Source organism: Anaerolinea thermophila (assembly GCF_020723905.1).
Classification (GTDB): Bacteria; Chloroflexota; Anaerolineae; order Anaerolineales; family Anaerolineaceae; genus Anaerolinea; species Anaerolinea thermophila_A.
Map to the genome: position 1 here is coordinate 85,672 of NZ_DYHZ01000009.1, position 23,179 is coordinate 108,850.

The 23,179-nt window shown below is 60.8% G+C and carries 21 protein-coding genes; 11 read left to right on the top strand and 10 right to left on the bottom strand.

All coding sequences use genetic code 11. The features are described 5' to 3' along the window. Nucleotides 1-2 precede the first annotated feature (2 nt). The 3 genes from LHF31_RS13590 to pfkA all read left to right on the top strand — a co-directional run bounded on the left by LHF31_RS13590 (nucleotide 3) and on the right by pfkA (nucleotide 6,182). The gene (locus LHF31_RS13590) at nucleotides 3-992 is read left to right on the top strand and encodes a Gfo/Idh/MocA family protein (protein ID WP_298008360.1); all 990 of its coding nucleotides are present in this window, start codon (nucleotides 3-5) and stop codon (nucleotides 990-992) included. 212 nt (nucleotides 993-1,204) lie between these two features. After that, a complete protein-coding gene (locus LHF31_RS13595) occupies nucleotides 1,205-5,170 on the top strand; it encodes a DNA polymerase III subunit alpha (RefSeq protein WP_298008357.1) in 3,966 nt (1,321 codons plus the stop codon). A gap of 64 nt (nucleotides 5,171-5,234) precedes the next feature. Then, nucleotides 5,235-6,182 carry a 6-phosphofructokinase gene (pfkA, locus tag LHF31_RS13600; protein ID WP_303774394.1) on the top strand — a complete coding sequence of 316 codons (948 nt, stop codon included), beginning with the start codon at nucleotides 5,235-5,237 and terminating at the stop codon, nucleotides 6,180-6,182. A 54-nt stretch (nucleotides 6,183-6,236) separates the two neighbouring features. Here pfkA and LHF31_RS13605 read toward each other — a convergent pair whose 3' ends face one another. After that, nucleotides 6,237-7,409, bottom strand: a complete 1,173-nt coding sequence (locus LHF31_RS13605) for a hypothetical protein (RefSeq protein WP_303774318.1) — start codon at nucleotides 7,407-7,409, stop codon at nucleotides 6,237-6,239. Nucleotides 7,410-7,705: 296 nt separating this feature from the next. On the opposite strand from LHF31_RS13605, the gene aroH reads away from it, so the two are divergent. The 7 genes from aroH to aroB are packed head-to-tail and all read left to right on the top strand — an operon-like array spanning nucleotide 7,706 to nucleotide 15,061. Continuing rightward, on the top strand, nucleotides 7,706-8,107 hold the full coding sequence (gene aroH / locus LHF31_RS13610) for a chorismate mutase (protein ID WP_298004216.1): 402 nt from the start codon (nucleotides 7,706-7,708) through the stop codon (nucleotides 8,105-8,107). A 28-nt stretch (nucleotides 8,108-8,135) separates the two neighbouring features. After that, nucleotides 8,136-9,215, top strand: a complete 1,080-nt coding sequence (aroF, locus tag LHF31_RS13615) for a 3-deoxy-7-phosphoheptulonate synthase (protein ID WP_298004218.1) — start codon at nucleotides 8,136-8,138, stop codon at nucleotides 9,213-9,215. Next, on the top strand, nucleotides 9,212-10,126 hold the full coding sequence (locus LHF31_RS13620; protein WP_298004222.1) for a prephenate dehydrogenase: 915 nt from the start codon (nucleotides 9,212-9,214) through the stop codon (nucleotides 10,124-10,126). The genes aroF and LHF31_RS13620 overlap by 4 nt, the downstream gene beginning before the upstream one ends. Further along, complete coding sequence (aroA, locus tag LHF31_RS13625; RefSeq protein WP_298004225.1) at nucleotides 10,086-11,411, top strand: 3-phosphoshikimate 1-carboxyvinyltransferase; 1,326 nt, start codon at nucleotides 10,086-10,088, stop codon at nucleotides 11,409-11,411. Before LHF31_RS13620 ends, aroA begins: the two co-directional genes overlap by 41 nt. Beyond that, a complete protein-coding gene (locus LHF31_RS13630) occupies nucleotides 11,408-12,316 on the top strand; it encodes a shikimate dehydrogenase (protein WP_298004228.1) in 909 nt (302 codons plus the stop codon). The genes aroA and LHF31_RS13630 overlap by 4 nt, the downstream gene beginning before the upstream one ends. Before the next feature lies 1 nt (nucleotide 12,317). Beyond that, on the top strand, nucleotides 12,318-13,493 hold the full coding sequence (gene aroC / locus LHF31_RS13635) for a chorismate synthase (RefSeq protein WP_298004231.1): 1,176 nt from the start codon (nucleotides 12,318-12,320) through the stop codon (nucleotides 13,491-13,493). Then, complete coding sequence (aroB, locus tag LHF31_RS13640) at nucleotides 13,490-15,061, top strand: 3-dehydroquinate synthase (RefSeq protein WP_303774322.1); 1,572 nt, start codon at nucleotides 13,490-13,492, stop codon at nucleotides 15,059-15,061. Before aroC ends, aroB begins: the two co-directional genes overlap by 4 nt. 6 nt (nucleotides 15,062-15,067) lie before the next feature. On the opposite strand, the gene LHF31_RS13645 is transcribed toward aroB, so the two are convergent. From LHF31_RS13645 to LHF31_RS13670, 6 genes are all read right to left on the bottom strand, one after another. Continuing rightward, a complete protein-coding gene (locus LHF31_RS13645; RefSeq protein WP_298003809.1) occupies nucleotides 15,068-15,520 on the bottom strand; it encodes a phage tail protein in 453 nt (150 codons plus the stop codon). A 41-nt stretch (nucleotides 15,521-15,561) separates the two neighbouring features. Continuing rightward, nucleotides 15,562-15,996, bottom strand: coding sequence for a hypothetical protein (locus LHF31_RS13650; protein WP_298003814.1), 435 nt, complete (start codon nucleotides 15,994-15,996; stop codon nucleotides 15,562-15,564). Between the two features lie 160 nt (nucleotides 15,997-16,156). Next, nucleotides 16,157-17,740 carry an Asp-tRNA(Asn)/Glu-tRNA(Gln) amidotransferase subunit GatA gene (gatA, locus tag LHF31_RS13655; protein WP_298003817.1) on the bottom strand — a complete coding sequence of 528 codons (1,584 nt, stop codon included), beginning with the start codon at nucleotides 17,738-17,740 and terminating at the stop codon, nucleotides 16,157-16,159. Between the two features lie 6 nt (nucleotides 17,741-17,746). Continuing rightward, nucleotides 17,747-18,067, bottom strand: a complete 321-nt coding sequence (locus tag LHF31_RS13660; RefSeq protein WP_298003820.1) for an aspartyl/glutamyl-tRNA amidotransferase subunit C — start codon at nucleotides 18,065-18,067, stop codon at nucleotides 17,747-17,749. 9 nt (nucleotides 18,068-18,076) lie between these two features. Next, on the bottom strand, nucleotides 18,077-18,523 hold the full coding sequence (locus tag LHF31_RS13665; protein ID WP_303774325.1) for a hypothetical protein: 447 nt from the start codon (nucleotides 18,521-18,523) through the stop codon (nucleotides 18,077-18,079). An 86-nt stretch (nucleotides 18,524-18,609) separates the two neighbouring features. Then, nucleotides 18,610-18,903 carry a hypothetical protein gene (locus LHF31_RS13670; RefSeq protein ID WP_298007749.1) on the bottom strand — a complete coding sequence of 98 codons (294 nt, stop codon included), beginning with the start codon at nucleotides 18,901-18,903 and terminating at the stop codon, nucleotides 18,610-18,612. Between the two features lie 520 nt (nucleotides 18,904-19,423). Between LHF31_RS13670 and LHF31_RS13675 the strand changes: the two genes are divergently transcribed. Further along, the gene (locus LHF31_RS13675) at nucleotides 19,424-20,608 is read left to right on the top strand and encodes a hypothetical protein (protein WP_298007751.1); all 1,185 of its coding nucleotides are present in this window, start codon (nucleotides 19,424-19,426) and stop codon (nucleotides 20,606-20,608) included. Between the two features lie 3 nt (nucleotides 20,609-20,611). On the opposite strand, the gene LHF31_RS13680 is transcribed toward LHF31_RS13675, so the two are convergent. The 3 genes from LHF31_RS13680 to LHF31_RS13690 all read right to left on the bottom strand — a co-directional run bounded on the left by LHF31_RS13680 (nucleotide 20,612) and on the right by LHF31_RS13690 (nucleotide 23,175). Next, complete coding sequence (locus LHF31_RS13680; RefSeq protein ID WP_298007753.1) at nucleotides 20,612-21,355, bottom strand: DUF72 domain-containing protein; 744 nt, start codon at nucleotides 21,353-21,355, stop codon at nucleotides 20,612-20,614. A gap of 148 nt (nucleotides 21,356-21,503) precedes the next feature. After that, nucleotides 21,504-22,268 carry a CoA-transferase subunit beta gene (locus LHF31_RS13685; protein ID WP_298007755.1) on the bottom strand — a complete coding sequence of 255 codons (765 nt, stop codon included), beginning with the start codon at nucleotides 22,266-22,268 and terminating at the stop codon, nucleotides 21,504-21,506. Between the two features lie 4 nt (nucleotides 22,269-22,272). Then, a complete protein-coding gene (locus LHF31_RS13690) occupies nucleotides 22,273-23,175 on the bottom strand; it encodes a CoA transferase subunit A (protein WP_298007756.1) in 903 nt (300 codons plus the stop codon). Nucleotides 23,176-23,179: the final 4 nt, after the last annotated feature.

Genomic DNA, 23,179 nt, shown 5'->3' on the forward strand with positions numbered 1-23,179 from the left:
GCATGGCACAGAAACCGCTCAACTGGGGTATTCTCTCGACGGCGCACATCAACCGCGCCCTGATTCCTGTATTGCAGTCCTCACCGCGTACCCGCCTGCTGGCGGTGGCATCGCGCAGTCTGGAGTCGGCGCAAGCCTATGCGCGGGAGTGGCGCATTCCCCGGGCATACGGCAGGTATGAAGACTTGCTTGCCGACCCGGAGATTGACATTATCTATAACCCGCTCCCCAACCACCTGCACGCTGTGTGGACCATTCAAGCCGTGCAGGCGGGCAAGCATGTGCTGTGCGAAAAGCCGCTTGCTCTTACCCTGGAAGAAGTGGACGCCATTCGAGCGGCGGCACAGGCGCACGGAAAAGTGGTGGCCGAAGCCTTCATGTACCGGCACCACCCCCAGACCCTCAAAGTGAAAGAAATTGTGGAGAGCGGCATGATCGGCGCGGTGAAAATGGTGCGCGGGGCGTTCACCTTCACCCTCGAGCGTCCGGGCAACTACCGCCTCGAGCCGTCCATGGGCGGCGGCAGTCTGTGGGATGTGGGCTGTTACCCGCTGAGTTACGCCCGCTTTGTGCTGGGGGCAGAACCGCTGGAAGCCTTTGGCTGGCAGACGCTCAATGCCGCCGGGTGCGAAATGTCCTTTGTGGCGCAGTTGCGCTTCCCGGATGAGGCTTTCCTGCAGTTCGAGAGCAGTTTCGAGCGCCCTCCGCGCGCCTTCATGGAATTTGTGGGCACTCTGGGGCGTCTGGAAGTGCCCGATCCCTTCAAGCCGGGCCTGTCCACGCGCCTGCTGCTCACCCGTGAGGGGCGCACCGAGACGATTCGGGTCAGAGGGAAGGAACTGTACCTTGGCGAGGTAGAGGACATGTGCGACGCAGTTCAGATGGGCAAGTCCCCGCGCATCTCTCTGGAAGACAGCCGCGGCAATGTTGCCGCTCTGCTGGCGTTGATCGAGTCTGCACGGCGCGGTGTGCCGGTAACAGTGAAGGGTTAGAGCCATTTCAATGCGGAAAGCATCTTAAAAATACCTTCCCGCTATTCTTCTTAAGATTGCGCGCACCGGTTTACGGGTATAATTTGTCGCTGCCCCGGGACGGGAAAATCACCCTGATTGGGAGGGATGGCAACGGGTGAAACGACCTATAATAAAATTGTTCGAGGCTTCTCTCCCTTTCCCCAAATCTGATCTGCATCGGTGAGTGGAACATGTCTTTTGCCCATCTGCATGTCCATACCCAATATTCTCTGCTGGATGGCTTTTCCAACCCCAGGCAGTTAGTGGCACGCGCCAAAGAGATGGGCATGCCTGCCGTTGCCATCACCGACCACGGCACCATGTTCGGGGTGATCGAGTTCTTCCAGGCTGCCACCGCCGCGGGCATCAAGCCCATTATCGGGCTGGAATCCTACATGGCGGCGCGGCGCATGCAGGATCGCGACCCCAGACTGGATAAATCCAGCACCCACCTGCTCCTGCTGGCAGAAAATCAGACCGGTTATCAAAACCTGCTCAAGATTGCCTCGGCGGCGCAACTGGAGGGTTTTTACTACTACCCGCGCATTGACCACGAATTTCTCGCCCACCATCATGAAGGGCTGATCTGCACCACCGGATGCCTCTCCGCCGAGATCCCCGAGGCGCTCAAAGAGGGTGATTTTGAGCGCGCCCGAAAACTGACAGACTGGTACTACGAGGTCTTTGGCGCCGAGAATTTCTTCTTTGAACTGCAAAACCACGCCATTCCCGAACTGCAGGCAGTCAACCGGCAGTTAATCGAACTGGGCAAACGCTACAACGCCCGTTTCATCGCCACCAACGACGTGCACTACATCAACCCGGAAGATGCCCATCTTCAGGATGTCCTGCTGTGCATTCAGACGGGCAACCTGCTTTCGGAACCCAAACGCTTTCGGATGAGCGTGGATACATTCTACCTGCGCTCGCCGGAAGAGATGAGCCGCCTGTTTGCCGAGATCCCAGAAGCCCTGAACAACACACTGCTCATCGCCGAGCGCTGCAATGTAGATTTGACCAGCAAGGGCTACCACCTGCCGCGCTTCCCCGTCCCCGAGGGCTACACCGCCGAATCATACCTGCGCGAACTGTGCGAGAAGGGTTTGCGGGAACGCTACGGCAACCGCGCCGAGGATCCCATCGTGCGGGAACGCCTGGAGTACGAACTCAGGGTCATTCACCAGATGGGCTTTGATGCCTACTTCCTCATCGTGTGGGATTTGACCCAGTACGCCCGCAAAAACGGCATCTGGTACAACGCGCGCGGTTCAGCGGCGGGTTCGATGGTGGCGTATGTGCTGGGCATCACCATGGTAGAGCCAATAGAACACGGCTTGATTTTCGAGCGTTTCCTCAACCCCGGGCGTATCTCCATGCCCGATATTGACCTCGACTTTCAGGACGACCTGCGTCCGCGGATGCTGGAGTACTGCGCCAACAAATACGGCGATGACAGGGTGGCGCAGATCATCACCTTTGGCACGCTGGGCGCTAAAGCCGCCATCCGCGATGTGGGTCGAGTGATGGACATTCCCCTGGCAGAGGTGGATCGCATCAGCAAGATGCTTTCCACCGCGCCGAACAAGAACGTGACCATTAAAGAAGCCCTGGAAACCATCCCGGAGTTTAAGGCGGCATACGAAGAATCCGATTACCTGCGCGACCTGATTGACACGGCTGCGCGCATGGAAGGGGTGGTGCGCAACGCCGGCACTCATGCCGCGGGTGTGGTCATCACCGATGAACCGATTGTGCAATACCTGCCCCTGCACCGTCCCACCTCCGGCTCCGAAGAAAGCCCCATCAAAACCGTCACCCAGTTCGAGATGTCCATCATCGAAGCGCTGGGCTTGCTCAAGGTGGACTTCCTGGGGCTGGCGACGCTGACCATCATGCAGAGAGCCTGCCAGTTAATCGAACAACGCCATGGCGTGCACCTGGATTTGTACAACATCCCCACCGACGATCCCGAAACCTACGAGTTTCTGGCGCAGGGACACACTGCTGGCGTGTTCCAGTTAGAAGGCAACGGGATGACCCGCTTTCTGGTGCAGATGCGCCCGCAGAATCTGGATCACGTCATCGCCATGGTGGCGCTCTACCGCCCCGGCCCACTGGACTTCATCCCCACGTACATCCGCCGCATGCACGGCGAAGAACCCGTGCAGTACCGTCATCCGAGCCTGGAGCCCATCTTCAAAGAGACTTACGGCATCCCTGTTTATCAGGAACAGATCATGCGCGCGGCGGTGGAACTGGCGGGCTACACCATGTCCGAATCGGACGAACTGCGCAAAGCCATTGCCAAGAAACAAAAGGACAAACTGCTCAAGCACCGTGAAAAATTTATCAAAGGGGCAGTGGAACGGGGTATTGATCAGGAAACCGCCGCGGCGATTTTCGATGACTGGGAAGAGTTCGCCCGCTACGGCTTCAACAAATCGCACGCCGCCGATTACGGCGTCATCGCCGTACAGACGGCATACCTGAAGAAGCACTACACCGCCGAGTACATGACCGCTCTGCTCTCGGCATCCAAGAACGAAACCGAAAAAGTGGCGGTGTACGTGGCAGATGCCAAAAACCTGGGCGTGCCTGTGCTTCCACCCGACATCAACACCAGTGGATGGGACTTCACCATCGAGGATCAACCCGATGGCAAGCCCGCCATCCGCTTTGGGCTGGGCGCAGTGAAGAACGTGGGACAGAATGCCGTGGAGATGATTCTGCATGCGCGCGAGGAAGGTGGTCCCTTCCAGAGCCTGACCGACTTCGCCTCGCGGGTGGACCTGCGCGGTGTGGGCAAACGCTCGCTGGAGTGCCTCATCAAGGTGGGCGCGCTGGACCGCTTTGGAAACCGCAAGGCGCTGTTAGAGGTGATGGATACCATCCTCAACGTGAGCGCCAGCCATTTCCGCGCGGTGAGCAGTGGTCAACTGGCATTCTTTGGTGCCACAGTGGGCGCGAATGTGGATGCCATCGAAAATATCCACCTGCCTTTTACCACAGGCATGGATATGCGCGAACAACTGGAATGGGAGCGCGAATTAATCGGGCTGTATGTGTCCGATCACCCGCTCAACCCATACTGGAACAGCATCCGCAAGCGCCTGACGCACTACTCCAATCAACTGGGAGAATTGCGCAACCGCACCCCTGTGGTGGTTGGTGGAATGGTGACCCGTTTCCGCCAGCACCAGACCAAAACCGGCAAACCGATGGCGTTCATCACCCTGGAAGACCTGCGCGGTCCGATAGAACTGGTGGTCTTCCCCAGCGCCTGGGAAAAGTACCACACCCTGGTACACATGGACGCCATCCTCATTGCCGAAGGGAAAGTGGATACCGAAAACGGCGACCCCAAAGTGCTGGTGGATACGTTGAGTGAGGTGGCGCTCGAAGCCCCTGCAGAACAATCGGCAAGTCCTTTTGAATGGTCGGGCAGTTCCATGGATGTGCCCTGGGATGAGGCTCCCTCTGAGCCCGGGTTTGACGAAGAAGAATCTGTCCACGAGCCGCAAACGGTAGCCGAACCCCGGGCGATCTATGTGCCTTCGGCGCCCGCTTCTACCCCGGCGCCGCCACAGCCCTCCAGTGGAAATGGCAAGCCCGTACCAGCCCCTGCAAAAGAAGTGGATGACCTGATTCCACCCGAAGATCCGCCCGACTGGCATCTGTACGGCTACGACCTGGCGCCCGAGGATGATTCCGCGCCGGTGGACGAGCCGGTCTCACCGGCTCTGTCCGGAACGAAAACGGCTCCGGCAAATGACGGGATCGCCAGCCCCTTGCCGCATATACCGGAAGCACCAGCCCCACCCGGACCGACCATCGGCGCATCGTTTCCCGATGTAGCCCTCATCGTCCCCCCCTATGCGCAGATGCAGACCGGCAACGACGTTCCCCGCATGGTCAAAATCACCCTGCGTTCTACAGGCGACCCCAAACGAGACATTCTGCGCATGAAACGGGTGTACAATAAACTGCATTCTCATCCGGGGAACGACCGCTTCGCCTTCTGGATTTTTGAGGGCAAAGCCGGGTATTTGTTCGAGTTCCCCAACGAGACGACCCATGTCTCGGGAGAATTGCTGGAAGAGTTATATGCCATTGTAGGAAGGGAAAATGTCCTTGTGGAACCCATTCCTGTTCATTGAACTGAAATCTTTTACATGAAGAGGCAATCCCATGTTTAAAACGTCTATCAGAACCATTGGTGTGATGACTTCCGGGGGAGATGCACCCGGAATGAACCCGGCGATCCGTGCTGTGGTGCGCACGGCGCTGTCAAACGGTATTCGGGTCATCGGCATTGAGGACGGGTATGAGGGGATGTTAAACGGGCGCTTCCGCGAAATGGGTCCCCGCGATGTCGGTGGGATTTTACAGCGCGGCGGAACCATTCTGCGCACTGCACGCAGTATGGAATTCAAAACCCCGGAAGGACAGCGCAAAGCCATCCGTCAGTTGAGCAGTGCTGGCATCGAAGCCGTGGTGATCATCGGGGGTGATGGTTCCCTCACCGGCGGGCTGAAACTGCAGGAACAGGGCGTGCCGGTGATCGGCATCCCCGGCAGTATTGACAACGACATCTACGGCACCGATATGTGCATCGGCGTAGATACAGCGCTCAATACCATCGTGGACGCCATTGACAAACTGCGCGATACGGCTTCCTCGCATAACCGCGCTTTCCTGGTTGAAACCATGGGACGCGATTGCGGGTATCTGGCGGTACAGGCAGGTATCATCTGCGGCGCTGAGATGACCATCATTCCCGAATACGAGACCCCCTTCGAGGAAGTTGCCGAAGCCGTGGAAGACGCCTACAAGCGTGGAAAATCTCACTGCATCATCGTGGTGGCAGAGGGCGCCAAAATGAACGCCAACGAACTGGCGGCAAAACTGCAGGAAATGAACGTGGGCTTTGATACCCGCGTGACCGTGCTGGGACATGTTCAGCGCGGCGGCAAACCCACCGCATTCGACCGCTTCCTCGCCACCCGCTTCGGGGTTAAAGCGGTGGAGTTCCTGCTCAGCGGGCAAACCGGTGTAATGACTGCCCTCACCGGGCGCGACATCACCCCTCTGCCGCTGGCCACGGTCGTGAACAACCGCCGCACCCTGAGCGAGGAATACATCAAGATGGCGCGCATCCTGGCGCGGTAGAGAACACAAGGTGTCTTTCAGCCCGCTGGCTCGATGGAGCGGCGGGTTTTTTTCTTAACCGATGAAAATCCAGAGCAAAAACAACGCCATCAATGCCAGTTGACCGAACACCCCCAGAGCAAAGCCGGTCAGGCGTTTGAGGGGGGTATCTGCCCACCAGCCCAGAGCGGCAAAAAGAGAAAAGCCCATTAAAATGTAGCGATTGTATGCGAACAGCGGATCGCGGGCATCCCCCAACCCAAGCGCCATGAATAATACCAGCGCCTGAAATGCCAGCCACGAGGCGGGAATTTTCTTCCAGCCCCAGATCAAACTCCAGACGACCAGAAACAGAGCCACAGAATTGATGACCCAGTCGGGGGAGGAAAGATGCTGTGGCAACAACATCAACCACTTAACCAGATTCGTCCACGGTGGAGCGGGATAGCGGAAAAATTCCTGCTCATACGACTGTAAGAAGGACGGAAAGCCCTGCGAGACCCGCCATGCCCAGAACCATCCCACCCCCAGCGCAGGCATGCCTGCCACGCCCAGCACTGTCCAGCGCCAGGGATGCGTGTTCCGGCGGATAAACTGCACGGCTTCCACCAGCAAAATGACCGCAAGCGGCAGAGCCGTGCTATGCGTCAATCCTGCCAGCAGGGCGGTCACCGCGCTTCCCAGCCAGCGGCGTTTTCTCGCCAGAAAGACCGAAGCCAGCACCAGCGCCAGTTCCATGCTTTGCGGGTACAGAGCAAGGAAGAAAAAACTGCTCGGGAACACTGCCAGCGCCAGCACACCGCGCCGGGCAATGGTGGTGTTAAAGGTATCTGCCAGCAGAGCATACAGCAGGATAAGCGCCGCCAGATAGCCCAGGGTACTCACCACATACAGGGCTTCCAGCGTGCCCATACCGGTCAGTTGTGCCAGTACTCGCGCCGTCAGCGGGTACAGAGGAAAAAAGAGGCTCACCTTCTGAACGGAATAACCCTGTTCGGCGATGATCTGGTAAAAAATGGTATCCCACCGCTGCCAGACGCCGAACAAAGCCCCTCGCCAGCCCTGAACCACAGGCTCCAGCCCTTCGTAGAAACGCATCCCCACGGGCGGAGGTAAGGGACGAATTCTCCACACCCAAAAGCCGATGAGATGCGACAGAAGGCGCATCCCCAGCCAGATGGGCAGAACAAACCGAACAACTTCAGGTAACTGATTCCAGCAGGAACGCAACCGGTTGAGCATAGCCATATTTTAGCCCGGATTGAAAAATGGATGGATGCCCCCCGGCACCGAACCCTGCAACTGCGGGTCATGAAACCGCCGAAAAATGCCCCCAAAATCCTCCTTGACATCTGCATTCCTCTGCGCTACACTATTGCCAACCTATGTGCTCTTCTCGCGTTGCCTACTGGTTTTACTTTTATTCCGGCATCTCCCCGCGGACTGCCGGCGGCAGCGCTTAACCGGAAGAGAACACCCCTCGAACGGATCTGCGGCGCCAACGGCGCCGCAGTTTTCGTTTATCTTACGTCTGGAGGCTGTTCATGAGCATTCGCGGCATTCGCGGCATTCGCGGCATTCGCGGCATTCGCGGCGCCACAACCATTGACGAAAATACCCCCGAAGCCATCCTGTCAGGCACCCGGGAATTACTGTTTGCTCTTCTGCAAGCCAACCCGACCCTCAAGCCCGAAGACATTGCCAGCGTGCTGTTCACCATGACCGAAGACCTCAACGCCGTGCATCCGGCGCTGGCAGCGCGTCAACTGGGCTGGGTGGATGTCCCGCTGATGTGCGCCCGCGAGATTGCCGTCCCGGGCAGTGTCCAGCGCTGTGTGCGCGTACTGATTCACTGGAATACCGACATGCCGCAGAACGCCGTGCGGCATGTCTATTTGCGCGAGGCGGTGACGTTACGTCCCGAGTATGCGAATTCTCCCAGATAACGGTTTTTAGATTTCAGGAGGTGTGAAAATGATGATCATCATGCGAGCCGATGCAACCCCAGAGCAAATCAGCCAGGTGGTGGCGCGTGTGGAGGCGGTGGGCTTACGGGCACATCTGTCTCACGGGCAGGAACGAACCCTGATTGGTGCAATTGGCGATGACCGCACCGTTGACAAAGATCACTTCGCGGTACTCCCCGGTGTAGATCGGGTGGTGCCCATCCTGCGACCGTATAAACTGGCATCACGCGAGTTCAGCCCGGAAAACACAGTGTTCCCGCTGGACGGCGTTTCCATTGGCGGGCAGGACATTGTGCTGATTGCCGGACCCTGCTCGGTGGAGAGCCGTTCTCAACTGCTGGAAATTGCTCAGGCGGTGCGCGAAGCCGGAGCGCATGCCCTGCGCGGTGGCGCGTACAAACCGCGCACCTCGCCGTATGCTTTTCAGGGGCTGGGCGAAGAAGGGCTGGAACTGCTGGCAGAAGCGCGTGAAGTCACCGGTTTGCCCATCGTCACCGAGGTGATGTCGCCTGAGATGGTCCCGCTGGTGGCAAAATACGCCGATGTTCTGCAAATTGGCGCGCGCAACATGCAGAACTTTGCCCTGCTGCACGCCGCCGGAGAAAGCCAGCACCCCGTCCTGCTGAAACGCGGCATGAGCGCCACCGTTGAAGAACTGCTGATGGCGGCGGAGTACATCCTCTCGCATGGCAACCGCCGTGTGATTCTGTGCGAGCGCGGCATCCGCACCTTTGAAAACGCCACCCGCAACACCACCGACATTAACGCCATTCCGGTCATCAAGTCCCTCAGTCACCTGCCGGTCATCCTCGACCCCAGCCACTCCACCGGCAAATGGGAGTACGTCCTGCCCATTGCCCGCGCCGCCATTGCCGCCGGAGCAGACGGCTTGATTGTCGAAGTGCATCCGCATCCCGAGGAAGCCCTCTCGGATGGCGGACAGAGCCTCAAACCCGAGCGCTTTGTCGAACTGATTGAGCAGGTGCGCCGGATCGCCCGGGCGATTGGACGGGATGTGGCGCCATCCCCGCACCGCGAGGTACCCGTGACCACCCCCAGCGAACTCCCGGAGGCACACATCCAATGAGCGCGGAAAGCGAGGATGGTTTTGTCCGCTCCCTGCAGGTGCTCATCATTGGACTGGGATTGATGGGCGGATCGCTGGCGCTGGCACTGCGCGGCAAAGTACAGGCAGTGCTGGGCGTGGACACCCATGCGCCAACCCGCCAGCAGGCACTGGACCGCGGCGCGGTGGATGCAGTCAGCGCCGACCCTGCCGCACTGCTCCCTCAAGCCGATGTAATCGTGCTGGCAACACCGGTGCGGAGCATCCTGCGCCTGCTGGAGCAACTGCCTTCCCTGCATCCGGGCAGGGCGGTGGTTCTGGATGTGGGCTCGACCAAACGCGACATTGTTGAGGCAATGGCGCATCTGCCCGAGCGTTTTGACCCGCTGGGCGGGCATCCCATGTGCGGCAAAGAACATTCCTCTTTTGAACATGCCGAGGCGGACCTGTACCGCGGCGCCGTCTTTGCCCTGTGTCCGCTGGAGCGCACCTCTGCCCATGCCCGGCAGGTTGCCGAAAGCCTGGCGCGGGCGGCAGGCGCCTCTCCTTTCTGGCTGGATGCCGATACACACGACCGCTGGGTAGCCGCCACCAGTCACCTGCCCTACCTGCTGGCAGGCGCGCTGGCTTCCAGCGTCCCCCCGCAGGCTGCTCCGCTGGCAGGACCGGGCTACCGCTCCACCTCACGGCTGGCGGCACAGCCTGCCGACCTGATGCTGGAGGTGCTGGCATCCAACCGCGATCATCTGCTCACGGCGCTGTCCCGCGCCCGGCAACATCTGGACCTTCTGGCGCAGACGCTGGAAGCGCAGGACTGGCAGACCCTGCGGACATTGCTTGAGGACAGCGCCCGGCAACGCGAAACCCTTCTCAATTCAGGTGGAGATCCTCATGAAACTCATCGTGTACCCCGGCGCGCCCCTGCGCGGTGAAGCACAGGTTCCCGGCGATAAATCCATCTCCCATCGCGCTGCCCTGTTTGCCGCCATGGCGCAGGGCGAAAGCCTGATTGACAACTTCCTTGACTCCGGCGTCACCCGCGCCATGCTGAACGCGCTGAGCGCGCTGGGTGTGACATGGCAACTGGACGGTACCCGTCTGCAGGTACGCTCTCCAGGCTGGAACCACTGGCAACCGCCCGCCGTGCCGCTCTTCTGCGGCAACTCCGCCACCACTCTGCGCCTGCTGGCAGGCGCACTTGCCGCCGCAGGCATTCCCGCTGTGCTGGACGGTAGCCCGGGATTGCGCCGCCGTCCCATGGAACGCATTGTCGAACCCCTGCGCGCCATGGGCGTACCCATCGCCGCCGCCGATGGAGGCGGTGCGCCGTTGCATCTGGATGCCCGCCCGGCTGGCGCTCTTCTGCGCGGGATGAAGCACACCCTGCCGGTTGCCAGCGCCCAGGTGAAAACCTGCCTTCTGCTGGCAGGACTGGCGGCAGATGCGCCTGTTGAAGTCATCGAGCCGACCCTCTCACGCGATCACACCGAACGGATGTTTAAAGGAATGGGCATTGCGCTGGAAGTGTCTCGCCTGCCAGACGGCAGTGCCCGGGTATGCCTGCATCCGCCCGGGCATCCGATCCCACCTCTGCACGGCACCATCCCGGGGGACATTTCTGCGGCGGCGTTCCTGCTGGTAGCGGCGCTGATTGTCCCCGGATCGGATGTGCTCATCCGCGGGGTCGGGCTGAACCCCACCCGCACCGGTCTGCTGGAAGCCCTCAGGGAGATGGGCGCAGAGATTGAGGTGGAGAACCCCCGCACAGTGTTTGGCGAGCCGGTAGGCGACCTGCACGTGCGCGCCTCTTCCCTGTGGGCAGGGCAGGTGCAGGGCGAGCGGGTGGTGGCAATGATTGACGAATTTCCGGCGTTTGCCGCCGCCGCTCTGTACGCGCAGGGCATCAGCACCGTCCACGACGCGCAGGAACTGCGTTACAAGGAATCCGATCGCATTGCCGCACTGGTGCAGGAAGTGCGCGCCCTGGGCGCCGCCGCCGAAGAACACCCCGACGGCTTTACCATCCACGGCGGAAGTTTGAAAGGAGGAACCGTCAACCCGCACGGCGATCACCGCCTGGCAATGGCACTGGCGGTTGCCGGACTGGCGGCTTCTCAAGCGGTAACCATTGAGCAGGCAGAAATCATTGCCGAATCGTTCCCGGCATTTGTCTCCACCCTGCAGGGACTGGGGGCGCATCTGGAGGTAATTCCATGAGTGCTCTGCAACTGGGGCTGATGGGCTTCCCGCTGGGTCACAGTTACTCTCCGCTCCTGCACCGTGCGGCACTGAACACCATGGGCATAGAGGGAGAATACCGCCTTTACCCTGTTCCCCCTCTGCCGGAAGGCAGGCAGGCATGGCAGACAATTTTTACCCGTCTGCGCGCCGGTTCCCTGCACGGTCTGAACGTCACCATCCCCCACAAACAGGCGGTAATGGCTGAAGTGGACGTCTGCGAGGACGAAGCCCGCATCATCGGGGCGGTGAACACTCTGGGCAGGGACACTCACGACCGTCTCTGGGGCGCCAATACCGATGCGCCGGGCTTTCTGCGCGATCTGTACGCGCAGTTGGGAAACGCCCTGCCCGCCTGCGGCGGCAGGGCGCTGGTGCTGGGGGCAGGCGGAGCGGCGCGCGCCGTGGTTTTTGCGCTGATTCAGGCAAACTGGGAGGTGTGGGTGTGCGCCCGCCGGGGAGAACAGGCACAATTCCTGAGGGATGCCCTGCGGGCAAGTCTGCCCTCTGCCGCACTGGACGCGCTGGAGGGCATTCCCCCCCTCGGGGGGCTCCCGCCGCGCCTGAATTTGCTGGTCAACGCCACCCCGCTGGGCATGTCCCCGTATGCAGAAGCCATGCCCTGGGACGCTTCGCTCCCCCTCCCGGAGGGGACGGCAGTGTACGATCTGGTGTACAATCCCCGGCAGACGCGCCTGATGACCTTTGCCCGTTCCTGCGGCGCGCCAGCCGCCGGAGGGCTGGGAATGCTGGTGGAACAGGCAGCCCTGGCGCTGGAACGCTGGACCGGACAGACAGCGCCTCGCTCTGCCATGTGGCAGGCGCTGGAAGAACTCCCGCCCGCAGAAGACTCTGCCCGGGACAAACCCATGGAGGAAGGTTGATATGCCCTTACGTTTTCTCACCGCTGGCGAATCGCATGGACCTGCGCTGGTTGTTATTCTGGAAGGCATTCCGGCAGGATTGCCGCTGAATGAAGAAATCATCGCCCGCGACCTTGCCCGCCGTCAGCACGGGATGGGCGCCGGAGCGCGCATGAAACTGGAGCACGACCGCGCCCGCATCCTTGCCGGGGTCATGGCAGGGGAAACCACCGGCGCACCGCTGGCTCTGCTCATCGAAAACGCCGACCATGCCCGCTGGAAGGGGAAAGACATTGCGCCCTTCACCACCCCGCGTCCCGGACACGCCGACTTGAGCGGAGCGGTGAAGTACGGCTACCGCGATCTGCGACCGGCGCTGGAGCGGGCATCGGCGCGGGAAACCGCCGCGCGAGTGGCGGCAGGTGCGGTGTGCCGCCATCTGCTGGAGCAGTTTGGGGTGCAGGTGGGCGGATATGTGGTCTCCATCGGCAAGGTGGAGAGCCGTCTGGAGGGTATGCCCTACGGCGAACGCATCGCCCGCGCACGGGAATCGGATGTATCCTGCCCGGATGCGCAGGCGGCAGAGGCAATGCGCTCTGCCATCCGTGAGATCATGCAGGCACGCGATACCCTGGGTGGGGTGATCGAGGTGGTGGCGTTGAATGTACCCCCGGGGCTGGGCTCGTTTGCGCAGTGGGATCGGCGGCTGGAAGCGCGCATCGGCGCGGCGCTGTTAAGCGTGCCCGCCATCAAAGGGGTGGAGTTTGGGGATGCCTTTGCCAACACCCGCCTGCCCGGCACGCAGGCGCATGACCCCATCCGTCTGAAAGGCGACGCCATCGTCCGCACCGGCAACCGCAGTGGCGGGCTGGAAGGGGGCATCAGCACCGGTGAGCCGCTGGTGGTGCGTGCGGCAATGAAACCCATTGCCACCACCCTGACCCCTCAGCAGACTGTGGATCTTTCTCAAGGGGTGGAAACCGAGACGCGCTATGAACGCTCCGACTTCTGCCCGGTACCGCGGGCAGTGGTCATACTCGAAGCCATGCTGGCGTTCGTGCTGGCAGATGCCCTGCTGGAAAAACTGGGCGGCGACTCGCTGGCAGAGATTCGCCCGCGTTTTGAGACCCTGCGGCAAATGCGCTTATCGGATCTGCCCATGGAAGGCACACCGCACCGCTTCTGGGAGGACACATGAGCGCGGGCGAGTGGTACTTCATTTATGGTATGCCGGGGGCAGGCAAAAGCACGCTTGGCAAAGCCCTGGCGGAGCAACTGGAACTGCCTTTCTTTGATCTGGATGCGCAGATTGTTGCTCAAGCCGGGGTGGACATTCCCACCCTCTTCGCCCGTGAAGGGGAAAGCGGCTTCCGCGCCCGCGAAAGAGAAACTCTGCGCGCTTTATTAATGGAAGAAAAAAGCGGCGGGGTGGCGGCGCTGGGCGGCGGCGCTCTTCTCAATGAGGAGAACCGCCATCTGGTGGAATCGCACGGCACGGTGCTCTGTCTGCGCGCTGAAACGGACGTCCTGCAGGCGCGCATGACAAACGCGGCGGGAGCCCGTCCGCTGGTGGCAGGAGAGGACTGGCGGGAACGCCTGCGGGCGTTGCTGGAACGCCGCGCAGAGCATTACGCTTCCTTTCCTCTGCAACTGGATACCAGCCATCTTTCACCGGAGAAAGCCGCAGCGGAAGCCCGGCGCCTGCTGGGGGCTTTCCGCCTGCGCGGCATGGGCGCGCCATACGACGTGCGCGTGCTTCCCGGCGGTCTGGATGCCTGCGGCAGTCTGATGCGTCGCCGCGGCTTGAACAGCCCGGTGGCGCTGGTCAGCGATACGCACGTCATGCCCGTCCACGGTGAGCGCCTGCGCGCCGCGCTGGAACAGGCGGGCTACCGCGTCGTTCCCGTTACCATCCCGGCGGGGGAGGAACATAAAACCCTGCCTTCGCTGGAATCTTTGTGGAGCGCCTTTCTGGCGGGCGGGCTGGAACGCGGCAGTACGGTAGTAGCGCTGGGCGGTGGGGTGATCGGCGACCTGGCAGGCTTTGCCGCCGCAACCTTCATGCGCGGAATTCGCTGGGTGAGCCTGCCCACCAGTTTGCTCGCCATGGTGGATGCCAGTCTGGGCGGGAAAACCGGCGCCGACCTGCCACAGGGCAAAAACCTGATCGGGGCATTTCATCCGCCTGCGCTGGTGCTGGCGGACCCCGAAACGCTGAACACCCTGCCGGAGGAGGAAGTCCGCGCCGGGCTGGCAGAGGTGGTCAAACACGGCATCCTTGCCGACCCGGCGCTCTTTGCCCTGTGCGAACAGGGCTGGGAGGCAGTCCGTCAGCGCATGGCAGAGGTTATCCGCCGGGGGATGGCAGTAAAAGTGGGTTTCATCGAACGCGATCCATATGAAAAAGGCGAACGGGCGGCGCTCAACCTGGGACACACAGTGGGACATGCCATCGAGCGCGCCAGCGGATACCGCCTGCGCCACGGGGAAGCCGTTGCCATCGGGCTGGTGGTGGAAGCACAACTGGCGGAGCGGCATGGGATTGCCCGCAAAGGGCTGGCAGAGCGCATCGCCGCCTGTCTGCGGGGGCTGGGCTTACCGGAGCGCATCCCTGCCGGGCTGGATGAGGCGGCTTTCCATGCCGCGCTTCAGGTAGATAAGAAAAACGCCGGAGGGCGGGTACGCTTTGCCCTGCCGGAGGATATCGGCGCGTACCGTGTGGGGGTGGCACTGGAGGTGGACTGGTCGGAGTTTCTGGCAGGTTGATGCGCCCTATTCCATTTCCAGACGCTCAAACGCCACTTCCAGACTCTCGATAAAGAGGTCTCCGCCCAGGGCATTCAGGCTGGAAAAGAGATGCGTGACCGGGCGGGCGCGGTGGAAACGCCACGTCAGCACCACGTTGCTCAAATCTTCGCTGAGCAACTGCACGGTGACATGGCGCAAATTGCCGGTACTGCCGTTGCGGAACTCATTCCACCACTGATACCAGTCCAGTGAACCGTTGACGGTACGGCGCAGGATGAGGGTGCCGTACTCCACGCCGGTTTGCACCTTTTGTGGTTCGGGGCTCCTGCTGTTGCCGGTGCGGTAGTCAGCAACCACCAGGCGCGCCTCGGGGAAAACGACTTCCAGCAAGCCGGTATTCGGCGACCAGACCTCGCCGGTACCCATATCCACGGTAAACCGGCAGGAAGGATAGGGGGTATCGCGGTAAATGGACATCGGGTTTGCTCCCTTCAAGAGGATAACAGGAAAAAGAGTTTTTACAGACTCCAGAGGAGAATCAGGTGGAGAATCCAGCCACCTAACAGGAGGACGAACAGCGCGCCAAACAGCAGGTGCAGGTTGCGGCTGTCCAGAGCGGCACTTTCCTGAAGCGCAGGCAGGCACAGTTGGGTTTCCATCTCACGGCATGCCCGCTGACGCGCGCGGATGCGCCGGAGCAGACGGCGGGCGCTCCACATCATCAGCAGGGTGAGCAGGATACCGGTCAGGTTCAGAGCGGTAAGCAGGGGGCGAAAAGCCGGGTTGCCCAGCGCGCTCACGGCGGGAATGAACAGCACCAGCACGGCGAGCAGGATCAGGGAAACGCTCCACATCAACAGGCGTTCCTCATGCCGGAGTGCCTCCAGCGTGCGCGTATAGCGATCCTGCAGGGGCTGAGCGGCGGGTTCGCGGATGCGCGAAAGAGGGTGCATAAGACTCCTTCCTTTATCAAGTGGATAAAAAATGGTAATTTCAGTATAGCACAAATCCATTTCAGGGCAGGACCCCCCCCTTGTCCCAATCCTGCCAGTGGTAGAAAAAAACCGCGCCCGGATGACTTCAGGGCGCGGTTGAGGGAACAAAACGGTGGGCTTACGCCAGCACGCGCGGACGGGCACTGCGCCAGGCTTCGCCCTCGGTGGCGAGTTCGTAGGCACGCCCGATGCGCAGGAGGATATCCTCGGAAAAGTCCGCACCAAGCAATTGAATGCCAATGGGCAAACCGCGGGCATCCAGTCCGGCAGGGATTGACAGCCCCGGCACACCGGCATGGTTGGCAGGCACAGTCAACTGATCGGCATACTGCATCAGCACCGAGTCGCCGTACACGGCGTCCATCTCGAACGCGGTGGTGGGGGTGGTGGGGGTGAGCAGAGCATCCAGCCGATAGGGACCGTTGGGGTCAAAAGCCTGCTCAAAATCCCGGCGGATGAGGGTGCGCACACGCAGGGCGCGCTGATAGTAGCGCGCGCTGTACTGCGCCGCACTGACGTACATTCCCATGAGGATGCGCAGTTTGGGTTGAATGCCAAAGCCCTCGGCGCGGGTCTTGCGGTACATCTCGCGCAAATCGGCAACCGGCTGAGGCGTGCGGTAGCCGTACTTGACGCCGTCGTAGCGGTGCAGGTTAGAGGCGGCTTCCACCCGGCTGATGACAAAGTACGCCGGAATGCCGTAGCGCGTGTTGGGCATGGGTACGTCTTCGATAATCTCCGCACCCATCTGCCGCAGGAGGTCAGCCGCACGGCGCACGGCTTGCTCAATCTCTGCCGGGACGGGCTGCTGTTCAAAACCACCGTCGGGGGTGGGGTAGGTGATGCGGAAGTAATCGGGCGAAAGCCCGATGCGCAGTCCTTTCACGCCTTTTTCCAGTTCAGCCAGATAATCAGGCACGGGCACGGTGGCGGTGGTGCTGTCTCTGGGATCAGCGCCGGCGATCACCTGAAGCATCATCGCCGCGCCGCTCACATCCTTTGCCAGCGGACCCGGGCAGTCCAGCGAGGAGGCAAAAGCAATCAGCCCGTAGCGCGAGACGCGACCGTAGGTGGGCTTCAGTCCCACCACACCGCAGAATGAGGCAGGCTGACGGATGGAGCCCGCCGTGTCGGTGCCCAGACTGAGCACGGACTCGCCCGCCGCAACCGAGGCGGCGCTCCCGCCCGAAGACCCGCCCGGCACCCGCGAAGGGTCCCAGGGGTTGCGCGGGGTGGGCTTGAACGCCGAAGACTCGTTGGATGAGCCATAGGTGAACTCGTCCAGATTGACCTTGCCCACCAGCAGGGCACCCGCCTGCTCCAGACGCTCCACCGGCGTGGCGGTGTAGGGAGCGATGAAGTTGGCGAGAATGCGCGAGGCAGCGGTTGAGGGGGTGCCTCTGACACAGAAGATGTCCTTGATGCTCACGGGGATGCCCGCCAGCACACCGGGGTCTTCTCCTGAGGCAAGGCGCTCATCCACCCGACGAGCCTGTTCCAGAGCGCGCTCATCGGTCAGGGTGATGAAGGCGTGCACCTTCTGCCGGTCCTCTTCGGTCAGGTCGGTGTTCTCCAGCGCGCCCATGCGCCCTTCCACCTCGCCAATGCGCTCCAGGGTGGATTGCAAAATTTCCACCGCCGAGGTCTTGCGCTCGCGCAGAAGGCGGTACAGTTCAACAGCCGAAAGATCGCACAGTTCCATGATGGTTCACTCCAGCGGGGTAGTGGGCGTTTCGGGGACGACGATGTAGCCTTCGTCCACTTCGGGGGCTTGCGCCAGGATGTCCTGCGGCGCAGGGTAAGGCTGCCACTCATCCGCGCGAGGCGGCTGGCTGATTTCGGGGGTGTATGCCACTCCGTGCGAGGTGACAGGAGTGTCATCATCCAGCGGAATGGCTTCCAGTTCGTGAATGGCTTTCAACTGATAATTCAACTGCCGGCGCAGATATCCGGCTTCCTGCGCGTCCAGTTCCAGCGCGGCAAGTTCAACCAGATGGGCAAACAGTTCGGGGGTAATTTCGTCCGTCATACTTCCCTTTCATGGGCTTGGATAAGAGGTAGACTCGGTGGGGGTCGCCACCGTTGGAGAAGTGGTAAAGGTAGGCGTGGCGGTATACGTTGGCGGTATCGTGAAGGTAGGGGTATTGGTGGGTGTTCGGGTATTGGTGGGAGTGCTGGTGTGCGTCGGGGTAGGGGTGAAGGTGGGCAGGCGGAAGCCCGTGGCAGTGGGTGGCAGGGTGGAGGTGGGACGCAAAGGACGCGGCGTCGCCGTGGGCGCATCAAAGGGACTGGTGCGCGCAATGGTCGGCAGAGAACGCAGGGTGGGGGTGGGCGACGGGACAAAGAGCGTCGGCACCGGGGTGGGCGGTGGGTAAGGATTGAGCATCACATAAGGGTTGATGAAGATGATGGCAAAGACCAGGATGAGGAACACCATCCCTGCCAGCAAGACAATGGAAAGCACATCCCAGCCAGAAAGGCGCATGATTCACCTCCGCTGGTGTCAGTATATCCCAGACTGGGCATCTGTCAAGTTGCGCGGCGGGCAAACGCACAGAGACGCCGCATGATCTACCAGCGGCGTTTCTCTTTCCAGGCATCCGTTAATGGGATGTGCTGAGAAAATAACGTGTCGTTGCTGGGATTGCCGTCGTAGTTGATGATATTGTTGTATCCAAGCAAGAAGAGGGTTTTGCGCTTCCTTTCCTCTTCATCCATGGGAGTGTTGAAATCACTCTGATCTGGGTACTTATCCTCTTGATCCATGGGAGCGCTGAAATGACTCCAATCTGAATTCTTATCCCGCTCTTTGATCAAAACAAAAAACACGAAAAAGATAAAAAGAACCAGAATGAAAATTTCCATCTATGTATCCTCCCTTTCCATTTCGCCAGAATCTTTTATGTACATCATTCCTTCCCTCGAAATAAACCTCTCCAGTGAAGAACCTCTGGACGGTGCGGCTTCGAGCCATGAGAAAGATGACACCCGCCAGACTGCGGGACGGTCAGCCTGTCTCCCGGTAGGATAGATCATTACTCGAAGCGCATCGTCCCCGGCAGGGGGAATGCAGTACCTGTTAAACATCATTTTCACACCGCTGGAGTGCGCCATCCCCCCTCATGCCCCCCTGTGGATGGCGTCTTTCCCCCTTATTTGTTGCACAATTTCATTATAACTTAAAAATTACTTTTCAGACACGTTTTTGCGCGTGAAAAACGGCTTTTTCAAAGTTGAAAACGGTTAATGCAAATCATTCCCGAAGGGCGAAGGGAATCACCGTTCCTTATCCGGATGGAAAAGGCAGGTAAAGGTTATGTTTCCATACAGGGTTTTGTGGTATGCTCAAAAGGAACCTGCTCGATACAGGAAACGTCTTATGTTTATGAGAAAAATTCTCTTTCCGCTTGCTCTGGTGGTCTGGATGGTGTGCGCCTGCGCTCCCCAGCCCACCGCAATGCCGTCCGTTCAGGAACAGGTGCTGGTTACGGCATCGCCTTCCCCATCTCCCGCGCCAACCCTTTCCCCTGCTCCATCTCCCACAGAGACCACCGCGCCCGTCCCGTCCACCGGGCAGATTCTGCCCTTCACCCAGATCACCCGCGTGGATGCCCTGCATGGCTGGGGTGTGCGCGATACCCGTATCCTGCGCACCACAGACGGGGGACACACCTGGCAGGATGTCACCCCCGCCGACCTGCACAGCGAAATGACCGTCACCCTCTCGGGATACTTCCCCTCAGCGGATGAAGCCTGGGCGTGCCTGCCCTCCCCCGAACGGTACGATGCCGGCACCCTGTTCACCACCCGCGACGGTGGGCAAACCTGGCAATCGGCGCCTGCTCCCTTCGGCTGGGCAAACTTCTTCCGCGCGCCCGAATCCTCTCAAACGGTGTGGGCGCAGGTATCCATGCAGGGACTGGTAGAACTGCACCGCACCCGCGACGGCGGGCAAACCTGGGAACTGGTCATGCGCTCCACTGCGGGCGATGAAGACACTCCCGGACGCCTGCCGGTGGGCATGCACACACAGTGGCAAATTGCCGCCCGGGATGAGCAAACCCTGTGGGCAGTGGGCATCTCTCCGGCAGTGGACGGTCTGTACCTGTACCGCAGTGATGACAGCGGAGTGCGCTGGGAGCGTCATCTGCTCGACCTGCCGGAAAGCCCTTCCGGTTTCTACGCCGAGGGACTGCGCTTCTTCGATTCCCAAACGGGAGCCTTCTCCATCTTTTACGGCGGTGAGGCTTATCAGCGCGCCTTTTTCATCACCCGCGACGGCGGCACCTCATGGCAGTTGACCCCCGGCATCCCCGCGGTGGGCAACACCTGGACAGCGCCGGATGCCCTGCACTGGTGGGTGTGGGATGGAACGTCCCTGCGGGTTTCGCAGGACGGCGGCTGGACATGGCAAACTGCCCCCGCCAACCCTCCAGAGGCGCCTGCATTTCTGGTCTTCAGCGATGCGCTGACCGGCTGGGCGGTGCAGTACGATGAGAAAGGACACCGCCTGTTTGGCACCACCGACGGCGCGCAGACGTGGAAACTGCTGGCGGAAGATGCGCCTTAATCCTCAACACAGGGTCAGGCGCTGAATCAGTGCGCGGGCGTTCTCAGGCGCGTAGCCCTCAAAATCATTATTGAAGAAGACATACACACACTGCGCTCCCTGCTCTACATGGCGGCGCGCCAGCGCGGCAATTTCGTCCAGTTCCGGGTCGCTGTAACAGTGCGCATACCAGCGCGAGCGTCCATGCAGACGCAGGTAGGCATTCCTGCCGGTCAGCCAGCCGCGCAGAGGCGCGCGCGGAGCATCGGCATCGCAAAAAGACACCCCCAGCACGTTCAGCAGGTCGCGGATTTCACCGGTCAACCAGCGTTCGTGGCGGAACTCCACCGCCACCCGCGTGGGATCGGGGAATGCCAGCAGGGCGGCGCGCAGACGTTCGGGGTCGTAAGGGGTTGAGGGCGCCAGTTGAAGCAGAATCATCCCGAGTTTCTCACCCAGCATGACAGCGCTGTCCCAAAAGGCGCGGATATCTGCCGCCACATTTTCGAGACCTTTATAGTGGGTGATGGGTTTAGGCGCTTTGAGCACGTAGGTAAAGCCCGGCGGCGCCTGCTCGCGCCATTTACGGTAGGTGCTCTCTCCGAAGGTGCGGTAAAAGGTAGCGTTGATCTCCACCGTGCTGAAAGTCTGCGTATAGTGGGCAAACCAGCGCGTTCTGGGCAGGGTTTCGGGGTAAAACAGCCCGCGCCAGTGATCATACGTCCAGCCGGATGTGCCGATGCGGTAGGGTGAAGAAGCCTCGCTCATGGCTTTCCTCCCTGTGAATGTCCAGTCGTTCGCTCAGCGGTGGACAGTACACATTGAGAACAGCAGAATCAGCCAGCCCGCACGGCACGGTTGCACCGTGCAATTTTTTATGTGCGTTAACCGGCACAGGACTCCATGCCGGAGTACCCTAGCGGTAAATGCCCTGCGGATCGAGTTCCTCGCGTAAAATGCGCAATTCCTCGGGGGTGGGTGGTTCGGTGATGCGCAGGGAGTCCGCCACCTTCAAAGCCCAGCCAGTGTTCTCGCGCGCCATCTCCACCGTTGCGCCCGGATGCAGGGCTGTGAGGATCAGTTCGCCGCTCTCATCCGGCTCCAGAATGCCCAGGTTGGTCACCACCGCCTGCGGACCTTTGCCGCGTACGCCGGAAGCCGCCCGTTCGCCCTTACCGCTCAGAAAGCCCGCCGAAGTATGGAAATCCACCCGCTCGGGGAAGCGGCGCTTCTGGTGGGGAGTCATGATGTAACAGCGGTTTGCCCAGGCAGCAATTTCCATCGAGCCGCCGGAGCCGGGCAGGCGCACTTTGGGATGGGCATAATCGCCGATGACCGTGGCATTGATGTTGCCAAAGCGGTCAATCTGCGCGCCGCCCAGAAAACCCACATCCACATTGCCGCGCTGGAGATAGAGGGTGAAAATGTCGTACATACTGCACACAGCGGCGGCGCCGCTCACCAGGGTGGGGTCGCCAATGGAGAGGGGCAGGCGGTTGGGGCGGGCGCCAATCACCCCGGCTTCGTAAATCATGTACAGGTTAGGGGCATGGGTGCGCCGCGCCAGGTTACACGCCAGGTTGGGAATGCCCACGCCGACGAAAACCACGTCGCCATCGCGCAGCAGACGCGCCGCGTTGATGATCATCAGTTCGCTGGATGTGTATGCGGTGTTGTCCATAGGTTCAGTATTCTCCATAGTTCACCGGCGCGGCATAGCGCGGAGGCACCGCCAGCCGCCGATGGGTTTCCTCGCCCAGTTTTTCCCAGTACTCGGCGCGATCGCGCACGCCGTACACCCATTCCTTTAAATATTCCTGTACTGCCTCATCGCTTTCGCTGATGCGATCCCATTCCAGGTAAAAGGCATTATCGCGGTCGTAGTATCCCTGCGTATAGGAAGGGTGCGCACAGTACGGCACATGGCACACCGCATCCACGATGAACTCGGGGATGATGGTGCGGTTGGGGTCGGAGCGAATCACCTCTTCTGCAACGATTTCCTCGGCAGTGACGATGACCCGCCCGGCGGCAAATGCGGCTTCCTTCTGCTCGCCCAAAATGCCCCAGATCTGGGCATTGCCATGCACATCGGCGCGCTGAACGTGCACCACAGCCACATCAGGATGGAGCGGCGGCAGAACCACCACCTCCCGCCCGGTGTACGGATCGCGCAGGCGCCTGTAATTGGGGTTGACACGCTCCAGATCGGGTGCGGCAGTGGGGTTCATCGGCAGGAAGGGCAATCCCGAAGCGCCAGCCTGCAGGCGGGTAATCATGCCAAAATGGGAGTACTCTTCCCATTCCAGTTTACCGGCTTCGAGCAGGCGTCGCAGGACTTTCAGCGAGCCAACCCCCGGGTTGCCCATGTACGAGAAGATGATCTTGCGGGCGCACCCCGCCGCCGCCATCTGATCGTAAATCAGATCGGGGGTGGCACGGGCAAGTGTCAGGTCTTTCTTCCCCTGTCGGATGATTTCATGTCCCACAGCAAAGGGGATGAGGTGGGTAAACCCCGCCAGATACACGGTATCGCCATCGTGAATCAGGCGGGAAACGGCTTCGGAGAGTGTGCAGAGTTTGGACATGGAT